This window comes from Francisella philomiragia (assembly GCF_018135955.1).
GTDB classification, from domain to species: domain Bacteria; phylum Pseudomonadota; class Gammaproteobacteria; order Francisellales; family Francisellaceae; genus Francisella; species Francisella philomiragia.
Genome location: NZ_CP063138.1, coordinates 824,195 through 845,360, shown reverse-complemented (window position 1 = coordinate 845,360; position 21,166 = coordinate 824,195). Strand labels below are relative to the sequence as shown.

The window sequence follows — 21,166 nt, the reverse complement described above, 5'->3', positions numbered from 1 at the left end:
GACTAGCAAACTTGTTACTGTGCCCTTAGCTTGCGACAGGGTGCTTTGCTCGGCTTTAGTCCATCGTGTGAAACTCGTTGGTCAAGCGTAGCGCAGACGGTGGGCTGAGCATTCCCCAAATTCTTGGGGAAGCGGCGAAGAGTTAATCAAATATCGGCTCTGTCTAACGCCCTGCTTACAGCTAAGGGCGGACGATATTGAGAAACTCTAGCCTTTGGGGTTTATTTGATAGCTTGATAAATCTGCTTGATTATTTACTTACTTAGACAAAAGTAATAAATAAGCTTAAAACTCATCTAAAAATATTGTTTTTTCGTGATGTTTTAGTTTAGATTTTGAGAGCTACCTAAGAAGAATTAAAATATACCAATTTGCTTCAACGCCCTGCTATTCTAGCTAGGGGTGGGTGGTATCTAATTTTTCATTTTTATTTTTATCTTCTTTTATCTTTATGTATTCGCCTAGGTAACTACTCCATAATACTACCATGTAATTAAACCTTATAATCAACCTCTTATACCCCAAGCCTGTAAAAACTTTACTATCCTTGTTTTTACCTAATAATTTCCTCATATGCCTTGGATTTGGTAACCTAACATTAAACATTGTACATAAAATCATAACATCAAGTATATATAGCCAATCATTACAGAATAACCAGTTATCTAAAAGATCACTGTCACAATCTTGAGCATATTCTCTATAAGGCAATTTTTCATATTTTAGTCTCTGAAATTTTGATGGTACTATATCTTCAAGTATTTCCTTGCATACTGAGTTGTAATCAGTTGACTTTGGTATGCTTATTTTATTTCTGCTTACACTATTTAAAAGACAACAGAAACTAGCATAATTCATATTTTTTTCATGTCCGAAAATAGCTAGTATCATCTCTTGTAGGTTATTATTATCGACACCTAGAGGATTAAGTAAATAATCGGTATTTATATCATCTTGTTTAAATTCTGCATTTATAGGGTCTGTATAAAGATCTCTTACAAAATCTAAAATATTAAATATAGGCTTTTGAAAATTATATAGCATCATAACCATTCGATCATTATCGGTTAAATCAATTACACTACATGGTATAAATTTTTTTGATTTTCTCTTTTTTGATAAGTCAATACCTACACTTTCTGCAAATTCACACAACTTTTTCAAATTTGCTAAAGCACTTAACCTATGGAATTTTGCAATAGCTAATTGTTTAGCACTTATATTGATATCAATATTTCTATACTTGTCAATATCAGGAAATTTAAAATCTTCATATGATAAATTGTATTTAGATGAAAAATCAAATATCTTACTACCATTATCAGAGTATAAAATAATTCTAGGAACCGTGATCTTAAACAAACTAAGGTACTTAGCCGATGGCTCTTTAATTAAGGTTCTTTGACTCTTGAGGTAAGAAACATTTTGATAGTTGTTAAATAAGGTAAATATAGTTGTAGTTTTTTTTATCTTTAATATTTCTATGATAATGCCAGTACTTCTCAAACTGTACTATAGAATCATAAATCATCATATGAGAGTCTGAAAAGTCTAATTCTCTATCTTTATCAACCAAATATATATCAAAACTTTTATAGTTTTCTTTGAATAGCTCAATGAAAATCGAGTTTTTCTCAAATTCATCGATAAAATATCTCTCTAAGACTAGCGGTATGTTAATCTTTTTATGGAAGCATGTTACTTTTAGAATAATGAAGTATATGGCTGATCTAATTGAATATCTAAAACAGAATTTAGCTAGATAATCAAATTTATCATCAACACCTTTCTCTTTGATTTGTTTTTTTATTTGTTCATAATGCTCAATAAATACTTCTGTATTAAATTTTCTTATATTGGGAATATCTTCACAGTCCAACATCACCTCTGATATTCCAGTAATATCAGGTAAGCTGTAAGAAAAAATGTCTATATAAGGATCTGGCAAATTATCAACTGTTTCAACCTGTGTTTTTAATGAAAATAGTTTCACTTCTTTTCCAGATTTAAATAAATCTGAAATTATTTTTTTATTTTCATATTTGTTAATCAAATATTCATCATCTTTATTTACTAATTCTTTCATTATTTAGCTCCAATCTCTTGTGTTATGAGTCTCTAACTCATTATCATCAAAATCAGATAATCTAATGATACAGTTTAATCCATGTAACCTTTCTCGTATCCCATGTATATGATGCTTAGCCTCAGACTTATTTTTAAATATTTTATTAAACTCTGGAATAACTAATTTAGTAGCACAAGATAAAACTTCAACTTTATATCCAATTTCTTCATAAGTACTCATTAAATATTTAATAAACTTATCTTTGTTAATGTCATCTATAGAGTATAAATATTCTATAAGCCTTGTTTTTAGCTTATCGGGAAGCGCATTCATCGCCTCCCAATTATATATATCTTGGAGAGTACTACATGTTAATCGTGATAAATCTTTTCTGCTAATATCTAAATTCTCTAATATTCCTGTTACTAGTTTTTTAATTCTAGGATATGCTGATATCTGCCTATGTAAGACCTTATCATCTTTAGAATCTGCTAATAACTTCATAATTGCAGGCTCTTTAACTTGCCTAGTAAATAGAGAAAATGGTGTTACTAACCCATTATCTAAAAGTTCCTGATACTTCTCAATAAATGTTTCTTTAGATTTTTTATTTTTAGCAAAGATATAGTAGGTATATTTACAGCTTGATTTATCACTAATGTCACATTCATATTGTTTGGATAATCCATCGATTAGTTTTAGCTGATCGTTCATATCTTGATAAGTTTCATCAAATAATATTGCATATTGATATTTCATTGTTTAATTACTAAGTATTTATTTATGTAATACATAATAAAATACCACATATTGAATAGCAATAAAATTTAACAAATTTTCTTTTTTTCATCTCTGCTTAATGTAAATTTTGATGATTATTTTTTAGGAAATGAAAATATACATGTAATAGCATACCTATCCATAGTATATTTATCTTTTTACATGGCGCTTGACTGCGATGATTATGTTCCATATAAGGATTCCATACCAAATATAGAAAATAGCTCTAATAAATGCTAAGCCATCATTGGTTTTGATTACAACAGATAGAAAAGTAGCATCTCTAATTATGCTATTTAGAGCGCTAAATATATACTTTATTGATTCAATATTTTTATACCAATTAGTAATATCCTCACTAGTCAATATGTGAAAGTAAATAATACTCAAAAGCAATAATATAAATGGTCTGAAATAACTCTGACCAAACTTTGATATTAGATCATTAAAAACAAATATAAATTTTTTATCAAAATTTTTTTTAGAATTATATAGTTCTATCTTTCGCTGTCTTAATTCCTCAGCAAAATAATCATTGGCATCAATATGATTTCCAATATCATCAAAACTATTTTTTATTATCCTTAGTGTTTCTCTATTGCTTTTTTTCTGATTATTTGAAATATTAGGTTCTATTTTGATATTCAAAAAGTTAGCTTTATTGTAAAAGTTCGATTTAGATATATCAAGTCCACTATAAAAACTAGTATTTCTAAAGCCTACAAACTCTTTAAAAGTGACATGTTCATAGCTCGATAAACATGCCTTTTTGTTTATACTAAACTCACATTCTTCAAAAAAAGCCATCTCATTTAGAGTACATTTGCGCATAAATATATAATCAGATCTTGTTTTGAACAAATCTAGAATACCTGAAAAATTAGTATCATTAATTTCAATATGAGATACTTCATTATTTTTGAAATTAAACTTTTGCTGAAAGTAACACTCATCAATATATACACCACCACTATCTTTATACTCATTTATTTCAAAGCGACTATCAAAATTAGAGTTTTTAAGCTTGATATTTTCAAATTTTAAACCACTTTTTTGAGTTTCTCCGTGATCATTTCTATATATAAATAAAGGTTCATTAATTAAACAGCCTTCCAAACTTAGATCCTTAAAGGAACAACTAAAAAATTGACTACTATTTAATTCTTTACAAGAGTTAAAAATTTCTTTAACTTCAAATATACAGTACTGATAAATATGTTTTAGATGTTTTGAGTCATTGTCATAATTATAAAATGATTTATAATCATGTAGTTGCCAAAAATCACCTTTAATAATACAACTATCAAATAATACCGTTTTATCTCCTAAATTAAAGTGACCATTACTTTCCATATAAAAGTAACAGTTTATAAAGTGAATTTTGTCATAGTCATTTAATAATGACAAGTACTCGTATATATCTTCATACTTATCATAATTAACTGGGAAATGAATATCTATAATAGTAATATCACTACTGTTACTATTATTAATTTCTATGTAATCTGTAAAGGCTTTTTTAAAATCAATCTCCATTTGTGTTCTGTGATTTGATTTCATTCTGTGAGATTTATCACAATGAAGAATACATTTAGTAGTATCTTTATAGTATTCTTTGATGTCATCAGATGATGGGTGATATATCTCTCTATTGCAACCAACAAGACTACATTTTTGCATAGTTTACCTCAATAAATTACTCATAATGCTTTTGAATAATCTCAAGAATCATACCTTGCAATAGCAATAGTCCATGATTATCATTATGAAGACCTAACTTAGCTCTTTCATTACCAGCATCACTAAAATATTTAGCCTCGTTTGCAAGCTGTTGATATAACCATGCCAGCTCGTCTTTTTGTATTGTGCTTAATATACTAAAATCTGCAACCTCATTTGTAACTAATTTTTCAAGGTTTTTATATTCTATAGCATTGTATATATCTTCGAAACTATAAGACGCAATATGCCCATCAGAAATAGCTGAATTAATTTGCCTAGATAAAAATGTTAAATGTGATAATGATATCTTTGTCATATTATTCTCCATGGTATAATGATTGTAAAACTATTTGTTCATCGATATATATGGAGATAGATATTATTTTTTCAAGAAATATTTAATAAATAATTAATAATTAATCCTACTTCTCACTCTCAATACGATTAAATACATCAGCAAGGTTACCGCATTGATCATAAAAAACTGTATCCTTGGCGATTTTACTAACTGTTTTAAAATGTTCTCTACCGCACTTGATTTTTGCATGCTCACTTGAGTTTATAGAGTGAGTAGTTTTATCGGTTTTGGTCTCTGCTATGAAGTATAGTTTTTCAGAATTTTCATCATCTTTAATAAACAAAGCCCAATCTGGATTATAGTTACCCAATGGTGTTGGTATCTTAAACCAGTTAGGTAGTTTAATGTATTTATTTACTTTTTCATGCTTCTCGCACTCTTGAGCAAAACTCTTCTCTGTTTGAGAGTCATAAACAACATGATCAAAAGGATATTTATCACCATTTACAGAATACATATTGTTATCCAAATAACCTTTAATCTCTTGGTTTAAAAATAACTCTTGGTCATACTTATCGCCAGTGCTATGGTAAGAAATACCATCAACAATGAATTTCTGTTTAACTTTGTTGATGTCAGCTTTTACCTCATCCATAAACTGTTGAGGATTATTCTGGAAATCTTTGAATTTATTTGATTTTGAAAGTATCTCTGCAATAGTCTGTCTTTTGAGCCCTGTACCATTTTGTAGATATGTCAGAATATCTGGTAATGGTTGGTCACCAAAATTAACTATCAAATTATCTTTGGCGACCTCTGTAGCTTCAGTACCTGCTTTTGATACATTTACCTTAGCTTTAAGAGTTTCTACTTTGCGTTTATGGATACTGATATTCGCTTTGATACTTTCAACACAAGCATTGATAAGCCTTTGATTATCAAAATTTACTCTATATTGTGTTTTATGACAAATATTATCCCATAACTGTTTAAACTCTGGGCTTAGTAGTACTTCTTTTTTTGGTTTGACCAGTACACTAGCTCTAGCATTTTTGATATCAAGATTTTTAGTCAAGCTTTGGAGGATTTGCGTAATCTCTTGCTTATGCTCTTGCATATCTTGTGGTACTTCTAGAGTATCATTTTTAATTGCTATTTTTAGTTCATCTGTGATTTTGCCTTTGCTATCGATATAGCCTTTTTCTTGGCAATGTTTAAATATTTCTTTGGACTTCTCACGACCAAGATCAACTAAATTTCCTTCTTCATTTGTGATTTGAATTTTAGCAAAATCAAAGCTTTGTAATAATCCAAACTTAACATTGCCATCCTCTTCTATCTCATGTTGTAGAGTCTCGACAAAATTATGATAATGCTCATTAACCATTACCGTTAGCATATTAATTTCTTTATCAAAAATTCGCTTACCATCTTGACCAACACACAATCTCAAGCCACGACCAATTTCTTGGCGTTTTTTCATTTCTGACTTAGTTTCATTTAGGGTACAAATTTGAAATACATTAGGGTTATCCCAACCTTCTTTTAAAGCTGAATGTGAAAATATAAATTTGATTGGTTCGGACTTACTCAGAAGTTTTTCTTTATTTCTCATAATAAGATCATAAGTAGACTCATCTGCTTTGGTTATTCCAGTAGTGTCTTTAAGACCATTTTTATCTGAAGAAAAATAACCCTCATGCACTTGCTGTGCTTCTAAGTTGGTATCTATCTTTTCAAAAAGTGTTTCATATTTTGGTAGCTTGATAGCTTTTGTATACTCTTCTTCAAACCATTTAGCATATTTACCTTTTTGATCGTCTACTTCATAGTCACGATAGTTAGCAACTCTATCTATGAAGAAAAGACTAAGAACCTTAGCATCAATACCGTTTTTAGCAAATTCTAATTCTCTATCTAAGTGTGTATCTATAGTCTTACGGATTTGTAATCTTTTTAATTCATCTTGATTTAAAGTAGAGTTATCATCTCCAAGTCGGATAAATTGATCATTAGAGAAACTAATATATTCTTTGTCTTTCTCTGTCCAGATATCATCTACAATATAGCCACTATAGATACTACGACCTGTCAGATCTTCTAAGTCTACGCCTTTTTCTACTTTTTTAGAAACTCTAGCGACATTATTTTTTTGCTGAATATCTACTAGTATATCTGCTGTAGTTTTTGTTTTTGTGGCTTTAACTTTATCAAGTTTTATATATGGCTGGTTAAAGCTCTCTTCTTCGATAATAGAAAAAACCTCTATCTGCTTAACAAGTCCTTGCTGGTAGGCATCTATCGGGTCTAGCTTATAGATAAGGTTATAAATATCTCTATGAGTTGCTGAGAATCTAAAAGTACATAATGGATTTAGTTCAGCTATAGCATTTTTTGCTTTATCTGTAGTATCGACACTTTGTGGTTCATCTATGATTACAAAAGGATTTGTACCTTTTATCATATCTATAGGTTTACCCTGTAGTCTGTCATTATGCTCAAAGATTTTATTAGTATTTTTATTAAAAGCATCTATATTCATAACCATAATCTGGATATTACTATTAGTTGCAAAATCTCTGATTTGACCTAGTTTATCACTACTATAAACAAAGTAGTCATAAGGCTCATTTTCAAAGTCTTTTTTGAAGTGTTCAGCTGTTATTTCTAGAGTTTTTTTGACACCCTCACGGATTGCCACACTTGGCACTACGATTATAAACTTAGTAAATCCATAGTCCTTATTTAGCTGTAGAATACTTCTAAGGTAGACATAAGTTTTACCAGTACCTGTTTCCATTTCTATAGTGAAATTATTATTATGCAGGTTATTTGAAATATCTAGTGAGTTATCTAGCTGTACTTTTTGCAAGTTTTCTAAAAGCTGGCTACTAGTTATAGATAGCTTGTTACCGTAACCTGTAGTTTCACCATATTTTTCATCTGTTGAGTATTGTCCAGATTCTTCTTTGATTGCTTCTACTGTAAATAGCTCATTTCTACGAGTTTGCCCATCAAAAATTTTGATTATGCTATCAATAGCTTTTAATTGATGCGCTTGTTTATTATCAAAGTCTAATTTTAATTTTTTCATTTTTTATCACTTTTTATATGCTATATTTATCAAACTCTGTTGCTATTTCAGTTATTATCTCTTCTATATTATAGACATTTAAAGAATTAGTTTTTTTATCAGTGTATTTAAATAAAGAAAGATTGCCTATTTTTGCACTTTCTTCTGTATGGCATTTTCTAAAAAGCTCATCAAACTCTTCTTGTTTATCTTTATCCTTTGCTACTGGATATCTTCCCGCAAACACAACATATTTGGATAATAATGATAAAATATCCTTTTGATTCTCGGATAAAGAAATTTCACATTCTTTAGATAAAAAGACGAAATCATGAGTACTCTTTACTTCTTTATTTTCTGGATTTTTAGCATAATAAGTAGCTTTTAAAAACAATTCTGTAGCATATCCATAAAGTAAATAGATAACATTTTTAGGTGCATTTTTATTACTTGAAAGAATCCTTGCTGACTCTAGATTTTCCATAGCATGGTTCATATACCATTGTGGTGAGATACTATTTCTGTAATACCTATCTCTGATATCGAAATCTTCATCACTTTTTGACATAGTTACAGTACCTTCACAGTCTTGATACCAGCAGACTCTAGCTGTTGGCTGTAGTTAGTCTTAGCAACATCACTCTCAAATACACTATCTTTGAAAACCACTTCTAGCTCGGTATTTTCGGTTTCATTTTTGATTTTGATAATCTCTGAGATAACTGCATCATTTGCTTTATCTAAGCAGATAAGTAATGCTCCCATACCGATGTTATATAGTGTACTGCCATTGCAATTTGTCTCTGTAATAGGCACTGCTAGGTCTAAACCAAGTTTTAGTAAAATTTCATAAAGCACATCATCTGTACTACGGCTTTGTTTGATGTTTTCGATATCTTCTACTAAGTCGCCAAAGTTAGAGATATTTTTACCATCCCATGGTTTGATGTTTGAGGTGTCTAGTTTGAATGCTTTGAAGCCGATGTCTAAGCCTGTTGTGTTGTCGTGGGTAAGGTCACTGAGCGAAATATCTACCTTATTCCCCTCCGCTGGAGGGGTGCCGACTTTGTCGGTGGGGTGGTCACCTTCTAAAACTACCCCGTCTTGCTTCGCAATCCACCCCTTCACGGAAGGGGAATTTCCTAAAAGTCTAGCTAATTTCTCTTGTGCTGTTTTGATTTTCTCTGCGTCTGGTCGTGATTTTGCTAATAAATCAGTTAGTTCTTTTTTAGCATCAGTGATGATTTTATCACCAGCACGGCGAAGTCGCTCTTTGGTGATAGATGAAATAACTGGTTTAAAGTTATTTTTAGGGTCTGTACAGAAGTTAAAAGCTTCTTTGTTGTCTTTTTCACAGATAGGCTCATCAAGTTGCACACAGATATATTTACGGTTACCACCATCTTCTGCATTTAGTTGCATCACAGCATCACCCGTGGTGCCACTACCAGCAAAGAAGTCTAGGATTATGTCGTTTTTACTTACTGACAAAGATGTTAAATACCTTATTAATGATACTGGTTTTGGAAAACTGAAAATCTTACGACCATTAAAAATATGCTTTAGCTCATTAGTTCCATGTGTATTTAAATAATCTACTACAAGTGAATCTGGATACTTATCAATATACTCAACCTCTCTTTCTTTCAGATATACTCTTGTATTATCAAAATACACATCACCACTAGCATATTTATCCAAAAAAGTTTCTTTTCCCCAACGCCATATACCATACTCGTTACCTCTTTTTCTCGGTCTATAACATACATATCCTTGTGATAATAAATTTTCACAAGGATACTCATAGACATTTTGATTTTTTAAATCATAATCATGTTTTATTACCACTCTTTTAATCTCTGCATGATAGTATATTGAATATCCCATTTTATTGCGTAACGGCAAGGTATCATCACCGCCTTGCATTTCCAATGCACGTACATCATATCGTCCATATTCATCAGAATACTGATATTTTTTATTTGGTTTAACTCTGATAGGATAAAAAACAAAGTTCATTCTGGCGTAACACAAAATACTATCAGTTGTTGAAACTATTTTATTGTAGCCCGTATCATTTTTAGAGCCACTACTTTGTTTTCGTGTAATATTACCTACAAAATTATCCTCACCAAAAATCTCATCACACATTTTCTTTAGATTGGCTTGTTCGTTATCATCTATTGAGATGAATATCACACCATCATCTTTGAGTAGATTACGAGCTAGCTTTAGCCTTGGGTACATCATATTTAGCCAGTCGGTATGGTAGCGACCACTTTTGTCGGTATTGCTAGATATTACCATGCCTTCGCCATCTACTTGCCCTGTGATTTTCTTGTAGTTGGTTAGATTGTCTTTGTAGTTGTCTTTGTATACAAAGTCCTTACCTGTATTGTACGGTGGGTCTATGTATATCATTTTAATTTTATTGTGATAGCTCTTTTGTAGGAGTTTTAGCACTTCTAGGTTATCACCCTCTATAAAGATATTATTAGTGCTATCCCAATGTTTACTATCTGCTTTTACGGGTCTAAGTGTGCCAGTGCTACGAGTTTTAGTCGCTTCATGTTCGGCTTTTTTCTTACCATGCCATGTAAATTTGTAGTGTTCTTCATCTTCACAAATACGCTCACCTAGTACGGCTTGTAGCTTTTCAAAGTTTATCTGCCCTTGGCTAAATACATCTGGGAAGAGTTGTTTTAGCTTGTCTATGTTGCTCTCTACTATGTCCATACTTTTGCCGTCTAGTTGTTGTTTTTGCATATTTGTTTCCTTTATTATTAATTCCCCTCCCGTGGAGGGGTGCCAACTTGTTGGTGGGGTGGTCACTTTCTAAAACTACCCCGTCAGTCTGCGACTGCAACCCCTTCATAGAAGGGGAATTTATTATATTTTATATATTTATACCAATACTAAAGCCTAAAATTTCTTTATCTAAAAACTCTAGTATTTCATTAATATCATTTTCAATATTTAAATATTCTGGCTTATTAATTATCTTTTCATAATGAAATATTCTATTTCTAAAATTTCTAATATTATTGAGTTTTTTAGATAGATATGCTCTATTTATTTGCTTGTTTTTTGGTAAATTATTAAATATTTTGATGAGATTATTTTTTCTCATTTGCTCTTCATATGTTTTTGAAAATAAGCTTGTCCAAAAACCAAAATTTAGCTCTGCAACAATTTTATCTTTTGTACATTCTTCTTGTTTCAATTTTAGAAAACTTTTAGCTTCTTCTATTTTAGATATTTCTTTATATCTAAAAACATCTAATAAGTCTGTCCAACTTTCTCCATATCTCTCCGTAAAATAAAAATCTATAGCATTTCTTAAAGAAACTTCCAATATTGATAATGAAGAGTAATACTTTTGAGACTCTAATATATTAAGTTTATAGCTTTCTAAACTAGAATATTTTGCTATTCTCTTGGCTGTTATAAATTTTTGTATATTTATTTGCTTCATAAATTATATTTGTATTTTGCAAATGTTATGCTTATAATAATAATTGAAATGCCGATGTAAGTCTATGTACTAGATACATAGTTATCGGCTACGAATTTAACTCTTTTAATTTATTTTCCAAATCCTCAATACTTTTTTTATTAGCCTGTATTTGCATATTTAAACTAGTTTTATCTGAGAAGTTAATAGCTTTTTTAAACTCTTTTCTTAGCGAATTATTTTGCTTTGTTAACTCTGTTATTTGTCTCAAGATTTCTTTTTTCTCTACTATATCATCTAAACTAAAATAGCCTAGCTTAGTTGCTATTTCTAATGCTACCGTTTTATCCATAATATCTTGGTACATTGCTTTTAAGTCATATTTAACAAGGTTCTCGTATCGTATACTTTTTAGAAAATCTTGCTGAATATTTGTATGGTTATTAGCATCAAACCATTTGCTATCATACTCTTCTAAAAGTACCATTTTTGACTTATCAGCTTGGTTTATTCTCTTACTTTGAGTATGTAGCAAGTACATAGGTATCTGCTCATCATCTAGATAAAAAACTAGTAAATTTGCTGTTGGAATACTCTTATTTATAACACTAGCTATCTTTTTAAAGTTTCTAACATTATTTAACTGAATTGAAATTATATTTATAGCACTATAATTATATTCATCATCCAAGATAGCTGGGATTTGGATATTATTTTGAACTAGAGAATATTCTAGAGTTACTAGCTTGACATCATTTGCCAAGTATTTTTTCTCAGCTGTAGTTAGCTTTGTGTTAGCCTCAAAGCTATTTTTTGGTATACGCTTTGATATTCTACTAGTTGGGATATTTAAATTTTCTATGATGTTTTCTATAGTCATAATTGTTCTTTTTTTTATACAAATATCACATACGATACAACTTCAAAATCACTCATATAATTTGCATTTGTATTAGCTATGACTGTTGGAGTTGTCGAAAACAAGCTATCAATACCTTTCTCTTCAGTCTTACCTATTATATGCTGAATAGCTTTTTCCATAAGGGTTTTGTAGTGCTTCATATTACTAGCTTTTTTAGTCTTTTGATTAAATTTAGCTATAGCACTTGTATCTAACCCAGTTTCATTTTTTTGTATATGTCGAATAATATTTAAAGATTTTTTAGTATGTTTGTACTCTTGAATTATACTTCCATCATCAGCGACATATACCAAAAAATATGGATATAAAGCATATTTGTTATCAAGATTGTTTTTACCAGATAAATCTTTGAGACAAAAAATAGCTCCAGATTTTAACTCTAAGCGTTGTGCATCTAAAACACTAAATATCCCTTTAGGTAATACTTCTAAATTTGTATATTTAGACTTCATACCTGTCAAATCCATTTTGTAGTCATTTAATGTAATATCAGTAAGTGAGATACCTCCGCTTATTTCATCTAAATCTACTACTTTTTCCTGTAGCTCTTTTAGCTGTTTTTTGCGATATTGAAGATCTTGCATCTCTTTTTTAAGACTATTACTAAGCACATTATCTTCACCAGTAGCTGTAACATCAACCATTGTCATTCGCCCTTTTACTCGACTTTCTAGATTGATATATTCATCAAGATCCATATCTGCCCAAAAGTTTACTAGCTGTATTTGCTCATTTATCGAACCAATACGATCCACCCTACCGAATCTTTGGATTATTCTAACTGGATTCCAATGTATATCGTAGTTTACCAGATAGTCACAATCTTGTAAGTTTTGACCCTCTGATATACAGTCCGTAGCTATAAGTATATCGATCTCTCTTGTCTCATTAGGATCTAATTTATCTCTTGATTTTGATTTAGGAGAAAAATTTGTCAATAGCTCGTTGAGATCATTAGGCTTGACACCTTGCATAGTAGTTTTATTACGACCACTACCAGTTACCAATGCACTATGTACACCATATTTTTCAAACAAGTATCTATGGATATTTTCATACAAATACATTGCTGTATCAGCAAAAGCTGTAAATATGATTACTTTTTTATTGTCAGCATTGATTGGATTAGTAATTTTTTGATCAACAACTAGTTTAAGTTCTTGAAGTTTTTTATCTCTCTTTGCATCAATATCAACAGCTTGCGTAGCTAACTCTTCGAGAATTTCTCTATCACTCTCTAAAGCTTGACGATATTTAATCAGATCCATATCTTGGATTAAAACTTTAGTTTTACTACCTGCAACATATTCTTCTAACTGTGGTGAATCAAAATCCAAACTCTCAAATGACTCTAGATCTAGCTCTTCTAACTCATGAATTTTATCCAATTTAGATAATATATCTTCGGTCTTTTTGAGAATATTATTTACAGTCAAGTAAAATGAATTTATCGAGCTTTCCATCCTTTTGAGAATATTGACTCTCATAAGATTAATTAAGCTTCGCTCCCTATCTACCTGCTTGAAATTAACAGTATCATATTTCTCTTCGTACTTTAGCATCTTGCTAGGTTTGACATATAGCAATGGTGAATATATCGGTAACTCTAGAAATGTAATACTCTCATTTATCTCAGCAAGATTTGGAAATTTGTTATTGATATCAATTGCTGAATATATATTTTTTGGTTCTAGTCTCTTAGGAAAACCACCAATAGCACTATTATTATAGTATTTTTTGATATGTTCCCTAGATCTAGCTATAGTGAATGTATCTAAAAGATTAAAATAGTCAGCATTTAAATTATCTAGTAAATCTTGGGTTGTTCTAGTAGCAACATCAAGCTTTAACCAGTCATTAAACCGTGCTTGTGCTGTCCTTAGTGTATTATCTATGTTATCTATTCCATGCTTTTGCAAAGCGGTAGGATTATCTTTGGTAATAATAGCTAACTGATTACCTAAGTCACTAAGCTTATTGTTTACAGGAGTTGCTGATAGCATCAAAACTTTAGTATTTACTCCAGATTTGATAATTTGGTGCATTAACTTAGAATATCGAGTTTCTTCCTTTTCTTTTTTCGTAGGTATATTTCTAAAGTTATGTGACTCATCTAACACGACAAGATCATAATTACCCCAATTCAATGTAGCAAGATCAATCTCACCAGATAAACCTTTTTCTCTACTCAAATCAGTATGGTTTAAAACATCATATCTAAAATGATCGTCTACTAATAAATTCCTTTTATCATTAGCTTTAAATACTATCCAGTTGTCTCTAAGTTTCTTTGGACAAAGTACTAGTACCCTACTGTTTCTTAACTCATAATATTTGATAACTGCTAATGCCTCAAATGTCTTACCTAGACCAACACTATCCGCAATAATACAACCATTATATTTTTCTAATTTGTCTATAGCTCCAAGTACACCATCTTTTTGAAAATCAAAAAGTTTATTCCAGACGGTTGTTTCTTTTATACCAGTAGATTTGTTAATAATATTATCTTCATCTAATGATTCTGCTATTTTATCAAAGACATTTAAAAGTGTTATTGCATATACATCTATCAGCTCTCTATCTTTTGATAGCTCTTCTAAATAATTGATAATTTCATTCTTAAAATTTTTTGCTCCAGCTATATAATGCTTTATTTTCTGCAAACCATCTTTAAGACTTCTCTGATCATCTACACTATCAACCGAGCTAAGTGAGTTATCAGCTAAATAACCAATTCCTAAAGCATCAAAATTTGCTTGAGATCCCTTATAAGCCTTTAGTTTTTTAAACAAACCATTATTTATAACATAAAAATTATCAGGGAGTTGTTTGTGTATATATGTAACTGTAGCCCTAGAAATAATCTCTTTAGCAAGATTAGCTATATATTTTTGTTTAAGTTCATTTTTAAGCTCAAGTTCTCTGTCTGTACCTACTATATTCGTTAATATTTGTGTTTGACTGATATCGCTTACAATATTTATATCTAATGATTTGACACTTTCTAACTCTTCTTTGAGTAAGTAAAAACCATAAATGCTTAAACTTTTTATAAAAACTTCTAACTTTGTATTTTTAGATAAGTCTTGTTTTAAACTATCTAATAACTTAATGTTACTGAACATTTTTGATGATTTTTTAGAGCGTATACATCTAATATACAATACTGAATAATCAAGTAAAAGATAAAGCAATTATTTTGATTGAATTATAAGAAATATGCTAAATAAAAACAGCGATTTGATTATCAATTTCAAAGGTTGTGATGTCACCTGATAGCTCAATATCACGAGCTAGAGATTCAAAGTCGATATAGTATCTTAGATATTCTGGAACTGATGAAATATCAGTAGTTTCTTCTGCATAGTCTTCAATTGAGTCATATAAACCTATGAAACGATCATTTATCATTTCGATAGCTTCATCAATATTGTTTGTATATTTATAAGCTTCTATAAAAAGCTCACCATGTTCTACAATGTTTTGAGCTACTTGAGAAATAGTTTCTAAGCTTTCATACTCTGACAAACCTAGATTATCAAAATCCTCATAATCATGTATTGCCCATTCTTCAGCATCTGGCATAGGTGAATCTGCTAAAATCTCTTGGATTTCTTCTTCTAAAACAGAAACATCTTGGTTTGCGTCAATCCATTTACCGTATAAGATACCATTGTTATAGCTTGCTAAACATGCGATATAAATTTGAGGCTCGTAGTTTGTTGTCATTTTTTGCTCCTTTTGCTTTCACTGTTACAACAACTTGAAGGACAGCCAATTACAAAACATAGAAAATCATGGTGGAACTCACAGGCAAAACCTTGATTTTATATGGTATTGGCAAACTGGTTTGGTGTAATACAGTGACAAAAGGTATTAGTCAAAAAATACAAACGAAGAGCTTATTTTAGCCATCGCATTAGCAAAAGCTATACGGTGATTACCTAGATATTTATGAATTAGTAAAGATAGATGTTTTTAAAAGTTAGAAATACTGATTTTAGTAGTGGTATGTTAGTGCTGTTGGGCTTGGTATGATTAGATTTTGTGTGGTTTGTTAGAATGTTGGAAGTGGCTATTTTTAGTAGCTATTGTAGATATCATTGAGCTTTTAGAAGCTATAAATTTAATAATACATACTTATGTGTTTTTTGCAGTGAGTGTGTTTGTGAATCTAACTGTACCATGTCATAATGATTCTGGTTAATAAAGAAAATTCTTTTTTCTTTAGCAAAACGATACCTTAAGCTGGTGAATAAATGAATATGCTAAAAGAAGCAAATCTAATATATAGAATGGGAATTAATAAAAAGAGGAAAATATATTTACTTGAACAAAATGCTATAGATTGCTCTTCTGAGATGGATGCACAAGATCAAAATATGAGACCAGAGATATGTAATAACCAATCAGAAGGCTTAAGAAAAACAAAAGATTATTTAAGAAAACTAAAAACTTTATTATAAAAACTCACTATATCTACAATAATAAATCCAACATTTTAGTCATCATATTTTCTTCTAGCAAGTTATTAATATAAAGGTTGTAAACATGAGTAAAATACATGACTCTGAGGTAAAGTCAGCACGCTTACCTAAAGAATTTATAAACAAAGTATCAAATCCACTATCTCGCTTTCTACATATAGAAGCTATAGGTGGATTAATACTATTATTTTCTACAATAGTAGCTTTAATTTTATCAAATTCTCCTTGGGCTAATGGTTTTAGTCAAATTTGGGAAACAAAACTTGGGGTTCATATAAGTTCTTATGATTTTTCAAAATCAATAAAAGAATGGATTAATGATGGATTAATGACTCTATTTTTTTTCATCATATCGCTTGAATTAAAAAGGTATTTTGCCTTTGGAGGAGTAGCCAAGTTTCGCGAAGGTATGTTTGCCACATTAGCAGCATTCGGTGGAATGTTAGTACCTGTCATAATTTATATTATTCTACTACAAGGTAGATCAGAAATATCCTCATGGGCTACTGTAATGGTTACAGATACAGCTTTTGTTGTTGGAGCTTTGGGAATATTAGGTTCTCGAATTAATAATAGCTTACGTATTTTTCTTCTTTCTTTAGCTATTGTTGATGATGTCTGTTCTATACTTGTGGTAACTTTTTTTTATAGTCATCATTTATATTGGTTGATAATTATACTAGCAATAAGTGTATTAATCATAATTCGTTTGATGACTATAACTGGTGTTCGTGATCTAAAAATATATCTTGTAATCGGATGTATAATATGGATTTTGTTTGATGCCTCTGGAATTCATGCTACGATTGCAGGGGTGATTTTAGGTTTAATGACTCCTTCTAGAAGATGGGTTGATGATACAAGGTTATATAATATTCTTAATAATGTAACATCTCATCCTACAAATAAGGAAAATAGTTATGATACTAAAGATAGGCATACCTTATATATGGCAGAAATAGCTATTCGTGAATCATTATCACCTATAGAAAGATTAATAGTAACTCTACATCCATGGGTTAATTTTGTTATACTTCCACTTTTTATACTAGCAAATGCAAGCATAACTCTCTCATTTGAGAATATAAATAGCTATCTTATATTTTCTATATTCATAGCTTTTGGCTTAGGTAAACCTATTGGTGTATTATTATTTAGTTGGCTAGCTGTAGTTACAAAAATTGCTAAGTTCCCAGCTGATCTAAATTGGGGATTATTGACTGGAGGAGCAATACTAGCAGGAGCTGGGTTCACAATGGCACTATTTATTGCCAATCTGGCTTCACAGGAACAATTTATGAATAGCATCAAAATTGCTATATTATTAGCTTCCAGCTTTTCTATTATTTTTGGACTTCTTTATTTAACAATATACTCTCATATAAGAAATCAAAAACTTAAAGATTAGATAAAAATAAAATGTTCAAGTTTTTCATATTTATATAGGTGTAAACTCAAACCATTTCCAAACATCTTCAGTTAGATTGAATTGTCGCTTTTGCCCATTAGTTGAAATAGTCACTGATTTTATTGACTTTATAGCTTTTTCAACCATTTGAGCCTTAGCTTGATCTGGCATCACATATCTAACTTTAGTTATCTGATTAGCTTTTATCATTTTCAGATATTGAACTATTATCTGCTGATAGCGATATTTACTTTTTATTGTTCGCTCAGCTTCTATAGCTATCTTTTGATTATCTTCTGTAATGATAATTGCATCAGGTCTTTTAACATTTTTGCCACCAAACCATTCATCAGTTAACCATCTGCCACTAATATATTTGTGGTTTTGTTTAATAGCTTGTAAATGTATCTGCTGACAAAGAAACTTATGTAATAGTTGACTATGTTTAAATTTGCTTAGTTCAAAACCTCTTCTATCGAGATGATTAGTTTCAGCCATACCTTGTGAAGTAATACCTATTATCTTATAACTTTTATTTGGTTCTTCTACACTTGGTAAATTTATCTCTCTAGCAAAACCTAGTTTTTCTAGCCTTTTGATAAATCCACCAATACCTTGAGATGAAGTAATACCAGTGACTTCTTTTAAGATCTGCCTATTAGTATAAACTTCATCAGCTAAGAAATCTAAGGCAAACTTAACTCGTTTATTGCCTTGTTCTATAAGATCTTTTCTACCTCTAGTCTCAATCATAAAGCCCCCATAATATCATTATCATCTTCTGAGGTTGGTTTATTCTTATTTGAATTATAAGGCTCTGCTTGTATAAGAGTTGGATATTCGGTATCACTTGGATATCTAAGCACATCTGTTTGTACTAGCTTAGCTTCTCCTTGCCCAATAAAGATACCTACTTTAGCTGGTAAATTTTCTAAAAGAGTTGAGCTAAATACACTAGTCTTTTGAGATGTTTGTATAGTTTCTGCTATTTGATCTAACTCTTTTAAGGCTTCATTTCTTTTTATATGTTGCCTTTCAACTTTGATGATTTTTTCGCCAGTCATTTTACTAGCTTTAGCTGATATTTCTTCATGTGGTTGTTGATAAATAAGCTTTAACGAGTTTATTTTTACAGCTGTCATAACTGATTTACCATTAACATCAGAATCTATACCTTCTAAAGATTCGAAACTGGTCATATTCATTAGCATAGTACAGCCTTTCTTTCTAATTTGTTCTATAGCCGATTTGACAGATTTGTTTACGAACTCTGCGAACTCATCCACAAACAAAAAGACATGTTTAGATCCATTTGGATTTCTATTTTTAATTATTTGTAGAATCCTTATAAAGAAAGCTTTACATAAATACGTTATTTCATCATCAGCTGACATTTCTGGGCATGATATATAAATAACATCTCCATCCTCGATAGCGTCAGCTATTGATAAGCTATTTTGAACTTTAAACATTTCAATATTTGCAAAGTTAAGAAATTCTTTTACAAATTGAGGTAAATTACCATTATCATCTTTTAAAGCTTCTTCGCCATATTTATCAAATACTTTCTTGTGTAGGTCATACATACAGCTAACACCATCTAGCTCTTTCTCATAGTAGTTTTGTCTAGCATCTCTAGAGAATTGAGCATAATAATTACCATCTGTATCTTTGATCTTTAAAGATGGGAATAGTAAATTAGTTAGCTCTTTAAACTCATAAGGACTACAGTTTTGTAATAAGTCAATTTGCGGTCTGTTATAGTCTTTAAAGTTTATCCAGTGGAATCTTTTACCCATCTTTTCAGCGTTATAATTTAGGTTTTTCATAACATGCTCATCGTTATTAGGATCAAAAGCAATTACTGGATAACCTTTATTAATCATTTGCACCAAAAATGACTGCGAGAACACACCTTTGCCTGACGAACTAGCTCCAACCACCGAAAAATGAGGTAATTCTCTATTAATAATTTTACTGTCATTGATATAGATAAGTTTAGCTCTATTATCTATATCTCTAGCTATGAAAGTATGATGATTCTGAAAATACTTACTTGGATCAAAGTTTTTAAGATTACCAAGCTTGTATTTTAATTCATCAAGCTCATCTTTAGAGCTAGTTAATCCTTCACTTCTTTTATTGCTAGAAGCTATGTTTGAAATATAATCACTAAATACTGGTTCAATCTTTTTAGGATATACAGTTTTAGATAAAATCACATGAACTATTGCAACTATAGCTAGTGCCATATAGAAATATACTAAGTTAGCCCATATATAATCCTCTAGCAAAGAGTAAGCTTTAATGTATGGATACTGATTTGTTAAAGTTGCCACCCTATCGAATATATTTCCGTAGAAATTCATAAAATTCATAACTTTAGATACATAGACTGCTATTACCCAACCAACTCCTATTAAAAAGCAAGAGAAAACAAATATAAATAATGCTCTGATGCCTAATCTTAAACTCTGAATACCAAAAGTTTGTTGCTGAGATTTGAGCATCGTAAAACCTATATAGTGTGCGACGCTTAAAAATGGAAAAAATATCACAGCTCGCCAAAGCCAACCATAGTCAGAATGAAAGCCAAAACCTCCTGATATTCTCTCCAAAATTGCAAACAATCCTTGTAGGTTTTGACTCCTTGCTGATATCAAAATTGCTATAGCTGATATTACTGGTAATAAAATCAGCATAAATGGTAATAGTTGTATATTGATACTATTTTTGTTTGTACTTTTGTATGTATGTTGTTTCATTTTTTTAACTCCTAATCTGAAACGCTAGTAGATTTAGATGACCGCTGGGTTATATAAATCTTTTACAATAGCGTTTCTAAGTATTAAATTATGCGAAGCATTACGCCTTGCCCACCGTCGGCCCAATAGGGTTGACCAACGGGTTTTGCCAGTGAAACGGGAGGGACTTAGACTAGCAAACTTGTT

16 protein-coding genes are annotated in these 21,166 nt (G+C 30.4%); 2 read left to right on the top strand and 14 right to left on the bottom strand.

Annotated features, from left to right (window positions below; genetic code table 11):
• Nucleotides 1-396: 396 nt before the first annotated feature.
• The 12 genes from IMS64_RS04090 to IMS64_RS04025 form a co-directional block, all read right to left on the bottom strand.
• On the bottom strand, nt 397-1,362 hold the full coding sequence (locus tag IMS64_RS04090; protein WP_211490987.1) for a hypothetical protein: 966 nt from the start codon (nt 1,360-1,362) through the stop codon (nt 397-399).
• A 73-nt stretch (nt 1,363-1,435) separates the two neighbouring features.
• Nucleotides 1,436-2,086 carry a hypothetical protein gene (locus IMS64_RS04085; protein WP_211490986.1) on the bottom strand — a complete coding sequence of 217 codons (651 nt, stop codon included), beginning with the start codon at nt 2,084-2,086 and terminating at the stop codon, nt 1,436-1,438.
• A gap of 3 nt (nt 2,087-2,089) precedes the next feature.
• Nucleotides 2,090-2,827, bottom strand: coding sequence for a hypothetical protein (locus IMS64_RS04080; protein ID WP_211490985.1), 738 nt, complete (start codon nt 2,825-2,827; stop codon nt 2,090-2,092).
• Nucleotides 2,828-2,998: 171 nt separating this feature from the next.
• Nucleotides 2,999-4,528: a hypothetical protein gene (locus IMS64_RS04075; protein ID WP_211490984.1), complete on the bottom strand. Its 1,530-nt coding sequence runs from the start codon at nt 4,526-4,528 to the stop codon at nt 2,999-3,001.
• A 16-nt stretch (nt 4,529-4,544) separates the two neighbouring features.
• On the bottom strand, nt 4,545-4,886 hold the full coding sequence (locus IMS64_RS04070) for a hypothetical protein (RefSeq protein WP_211490983.1): 342 nt from the start codon (nt 4,884-4,886) through the stop codon (nt 4,545-4,547).
• 106 nt (nt 4,887-4,992) lie between these two features.
• Nucleotides 4,993-7,962 carry a restriction endonuclease gene (locus tag IMS64_RS09820; RefSeq protein WP_244972919.1) on the bottom strand — a complete coding sequence of 990 codons (2,970 nt, stop codon included), beginning with the start codon at nt 7,960-7,962 and terminating at the stop codon, nt 4,993-4,995.
• 13 nt (nt 7,963-7,975) lie between these two features.
• Complete coding sequence (locus tag IMS64_RS04055) at nt 7,976-8,509, bottom strand: HEPN domain-containing protein (protein ID WP_211490982.1); 534 nt, start codon at nt 8,507-8,509, stop codon at nt 7,976-7,978.
• A gap of 2 nt (nt 8,510-8,511) precedes the next feature.
• Nucleotides 8,512-10,707: a site-specific DNA-methyltransferase gene (locus IMS64_RS04050; RefSeq protein ID WP_211490981.1), complete on the bottom strand. Its 2,196-nt coding sequence runs from the start codon at nt 10,705-10,707 to the stop codon at nt 8,512-8,514.
• A 130-nt stretch (nt 10,708-10,837) separates the two neighbouring features.
• A complete protein-coding gene (locus tag IMS64_RS04045; protein WP_211490980.1) occupies nt 10,838-11,416 on the bottom strand; it encodes a hypothetical protein in 579 nt (192 codons plus the stop codon).
• An 88-nt stretch (nt 11,417-11,504) separates the two neighbouring features.
• Nucleotides 11,505-12,275 (bottom strand): DUF4391 domain-containing protein, encoded by a 771-nt coding sequence (locus IMS64_RS04040; RefSeq protein WP_211490979.1) that lies wholly within the window; start codon nt 12,273-12,275, stop codon nt 11,505-11,507.
• Between the two features lie 14 nt (nt 12,276-12,289).
• The gene (locus IMS64_RS04035) at nt 12,290-15,445 is read right to left on the bottom strand and encodes a helicase-related protein (protein WP_244972918.1); all 3,156 of its coding nucleotides are present in this window, start codon (nt 15,443-15,445) and stop codon (nt 12,290-12,292) included.
• A 97-nt stretch (nt 15,446-15,542) separates the two neighbouring features.
• Nucleotides 15,543-16,049 carry an antirestriction protein ArdA gene (locus tag IMS64_RS04025; protein ID WP_211490978.1) on the bottom strand — a complete coding sequence of 169 codons (507 nt, stop codon included), beginning with the start codon at nt 16,047-16,049 and terminating at the stop codon, nt 15,543-15,545.
• 530 nt (nt 16,050-16,579) lie between these two features.
• Between IMS64_RS04025 and IMS64_RS04020 the strand changes: the two genes are divergently transcribed.
• Together IMS64_RS04020 and nhaA are read left to right on the top strand one after the other, a co-directional pair.
• The gene (locus IMS64_RS04020) at nt 16,580-16,786 is read left to right on the top strand and encodes a hypothetical protein (protein WP_012281109.1); all 207 of its coding nucleotides are present in this window, start codon (nt 16,580-16,582) and stop codon (nt 16,784-16,786) included.
• A gap of 85 nt (nt 16,787-16,871) precedes the next feature.
• Nucleotides 16,872-18,215: a Na+/H+ antiporter NhaA gene (gene nhaA / locus IMS64_RS04015; RefSeq protein ID WP_211490977.1), complete on the top strand. Its 1,344-nt coding sequence runs from the start codon at nt 16,872-16,874 to the stop codon at nt 18,213-18,215.
• 30 nt (nt 18,216-18,245) lie between these two features.
• Here nhaA and IMS64_RS04010 read toward each other — a convergent pair whose 3' ends face one another.
• Both IMS64_RS04010 and IMS64_RS04005 read right to left on the bottom strand, forming a co-directional pair.
• Complete coding sequence (locus IMS64_RS04010; protein ID WP_211490976.1) at nt 18,246-18,968, bottom strand: TriL protein; 723 nt, start codon at nt 18,966-18,968, stop codon at nt 18,246-18,248.
• The gene (locus tag IMS64_RS04005; protein ID WP_211490975.1) at nt 18,965-20,980 is read right to left on the bottom strand and encodes a type IV secretion system DNA-binding domain-containing protein; all 2,016 of its coding nucleotides are present in this window, start codon (nt 20,978-20,980) and stop codon (nt 18,965-18,967) included. The genes IMS64_RS04010 and IMS64_RS04005 overlap by 4 nt, the downstream gene beginning before the upstream one ends.
• Nucleotides 20,981-21,166 lie beyond the last annotated feature (186 nt).

What these genes read in the sequence shown, in the direction of transcription:
- IMS64_RS04085 (WP_211490986.1), bottom strand. Translation starts at nt 2,086, where the DNA reads ATGAAAGAATTAGTAAATAAAGATGATGAATATTTGATTAACAAATAT.
- IMS64_RS04080 (WP_211490985.1), bottom strand. Translation starts at nt 2,827, where the DNA reads ATGAAATATCAATATGCAATATTATTTGATGAAACTTATCAAGATATG.
- IMS64_RS04075 (WP_211490984.1), bottom strand. Translation starts at nt 4,528, where the DNA reads ATGCAAAAATGTAGTCTTGTTGGTTGCAATAGAGAGATATATCACCCA.
- IMS64_RS04070 (WP_211490983.1), bottom strand. Translation starts at nt 4,886, where the DNA reads ATGACAAAGATATCATTATCACATTTAACATTTTTATCTAGGCAAATT.
- IMS64_RS09820 (WP_244972919.1), bottom strand. Translation starts at nt 7,962, where the DNA reads ATGAAAAAATTAAAATTAGACTTTGATAATAAACAAGCGCATCAATTA.
- IMS64_RS04055 (WP_211490982.1), bottom strand. Translation starts at nt 8,509, where the DNA reads ATGTCAAAAAGTGATGAAGATTTCGATATCAGAGATAGGTATTACAGA.
- IMS64_RS04050 (WP_211490981.1), bottom strand. Translation starts at nt 10,707, where the DNA reads ATGCAAAAACAACAACTAGACGGCAAAAGTATGGACATAGTAGAGAGC.
- IMS64_RS04045 (WP_211490980.1), bottom strand. Translation starts at nt 11,416, where the DNA reads ATGAAGCAAATAAATATACAAAAATTTATAACAGCCAAGAGAATAGCA.
- IMS64_RS04040 (WP_211490979.1), bottom strand. Translation starts at nt 12,275, where the DNA reads ATGACTATAGAAAACATCATAGAAAATTTAAATATCCCAACTAGTAGA.
- IMS64_RS04035 (WP_244972918.1), bottom strand. Translation starts at nt 15,445, where the DNA reads ATGTTCAGTAACATTAAGTTATTAGATAGTTTAAAACAAGACTTATCT.
- IMS64_RS04025 (WP_211490978.1), bottom strand. Translation starts at nt 16,049, where the DNA reads ATGACAACAAACTACGAGCCTCAAATTTATATCGCATGTTTAGCAAGC.
- IMS64_RS04020 (WP_012281109.1), top strand. Translation starts at nt 16,580, where the DNA reads ATGAATATGCTAAAAGAAGCAAATCTAATATATAGAATGGGAATTAAT.
- nhaA (WP_211490977.1), top strand. Translation starts at nt 16,872, where the DNA reads ATGAGTAAAATACATGACTCTGAGGTAAAGTCAGCACGCTTACCTAAA.
- IMS64_RS04010 (WP_211490976.1), bottom strand. Translation starts at nt 18,968, where the DNA reads ATGATTGAGACTAGAGGTAGAAAAGATCTTATAGAACAAGGCAATAAA.
- IMS64_RS04005 (WP_211490975.1), bottom strand. Translation starts at nt 20,980, where the DNA reads ATGAAACAACATACATACAAAAGTACAAACAAAAATAGTATCAATATA.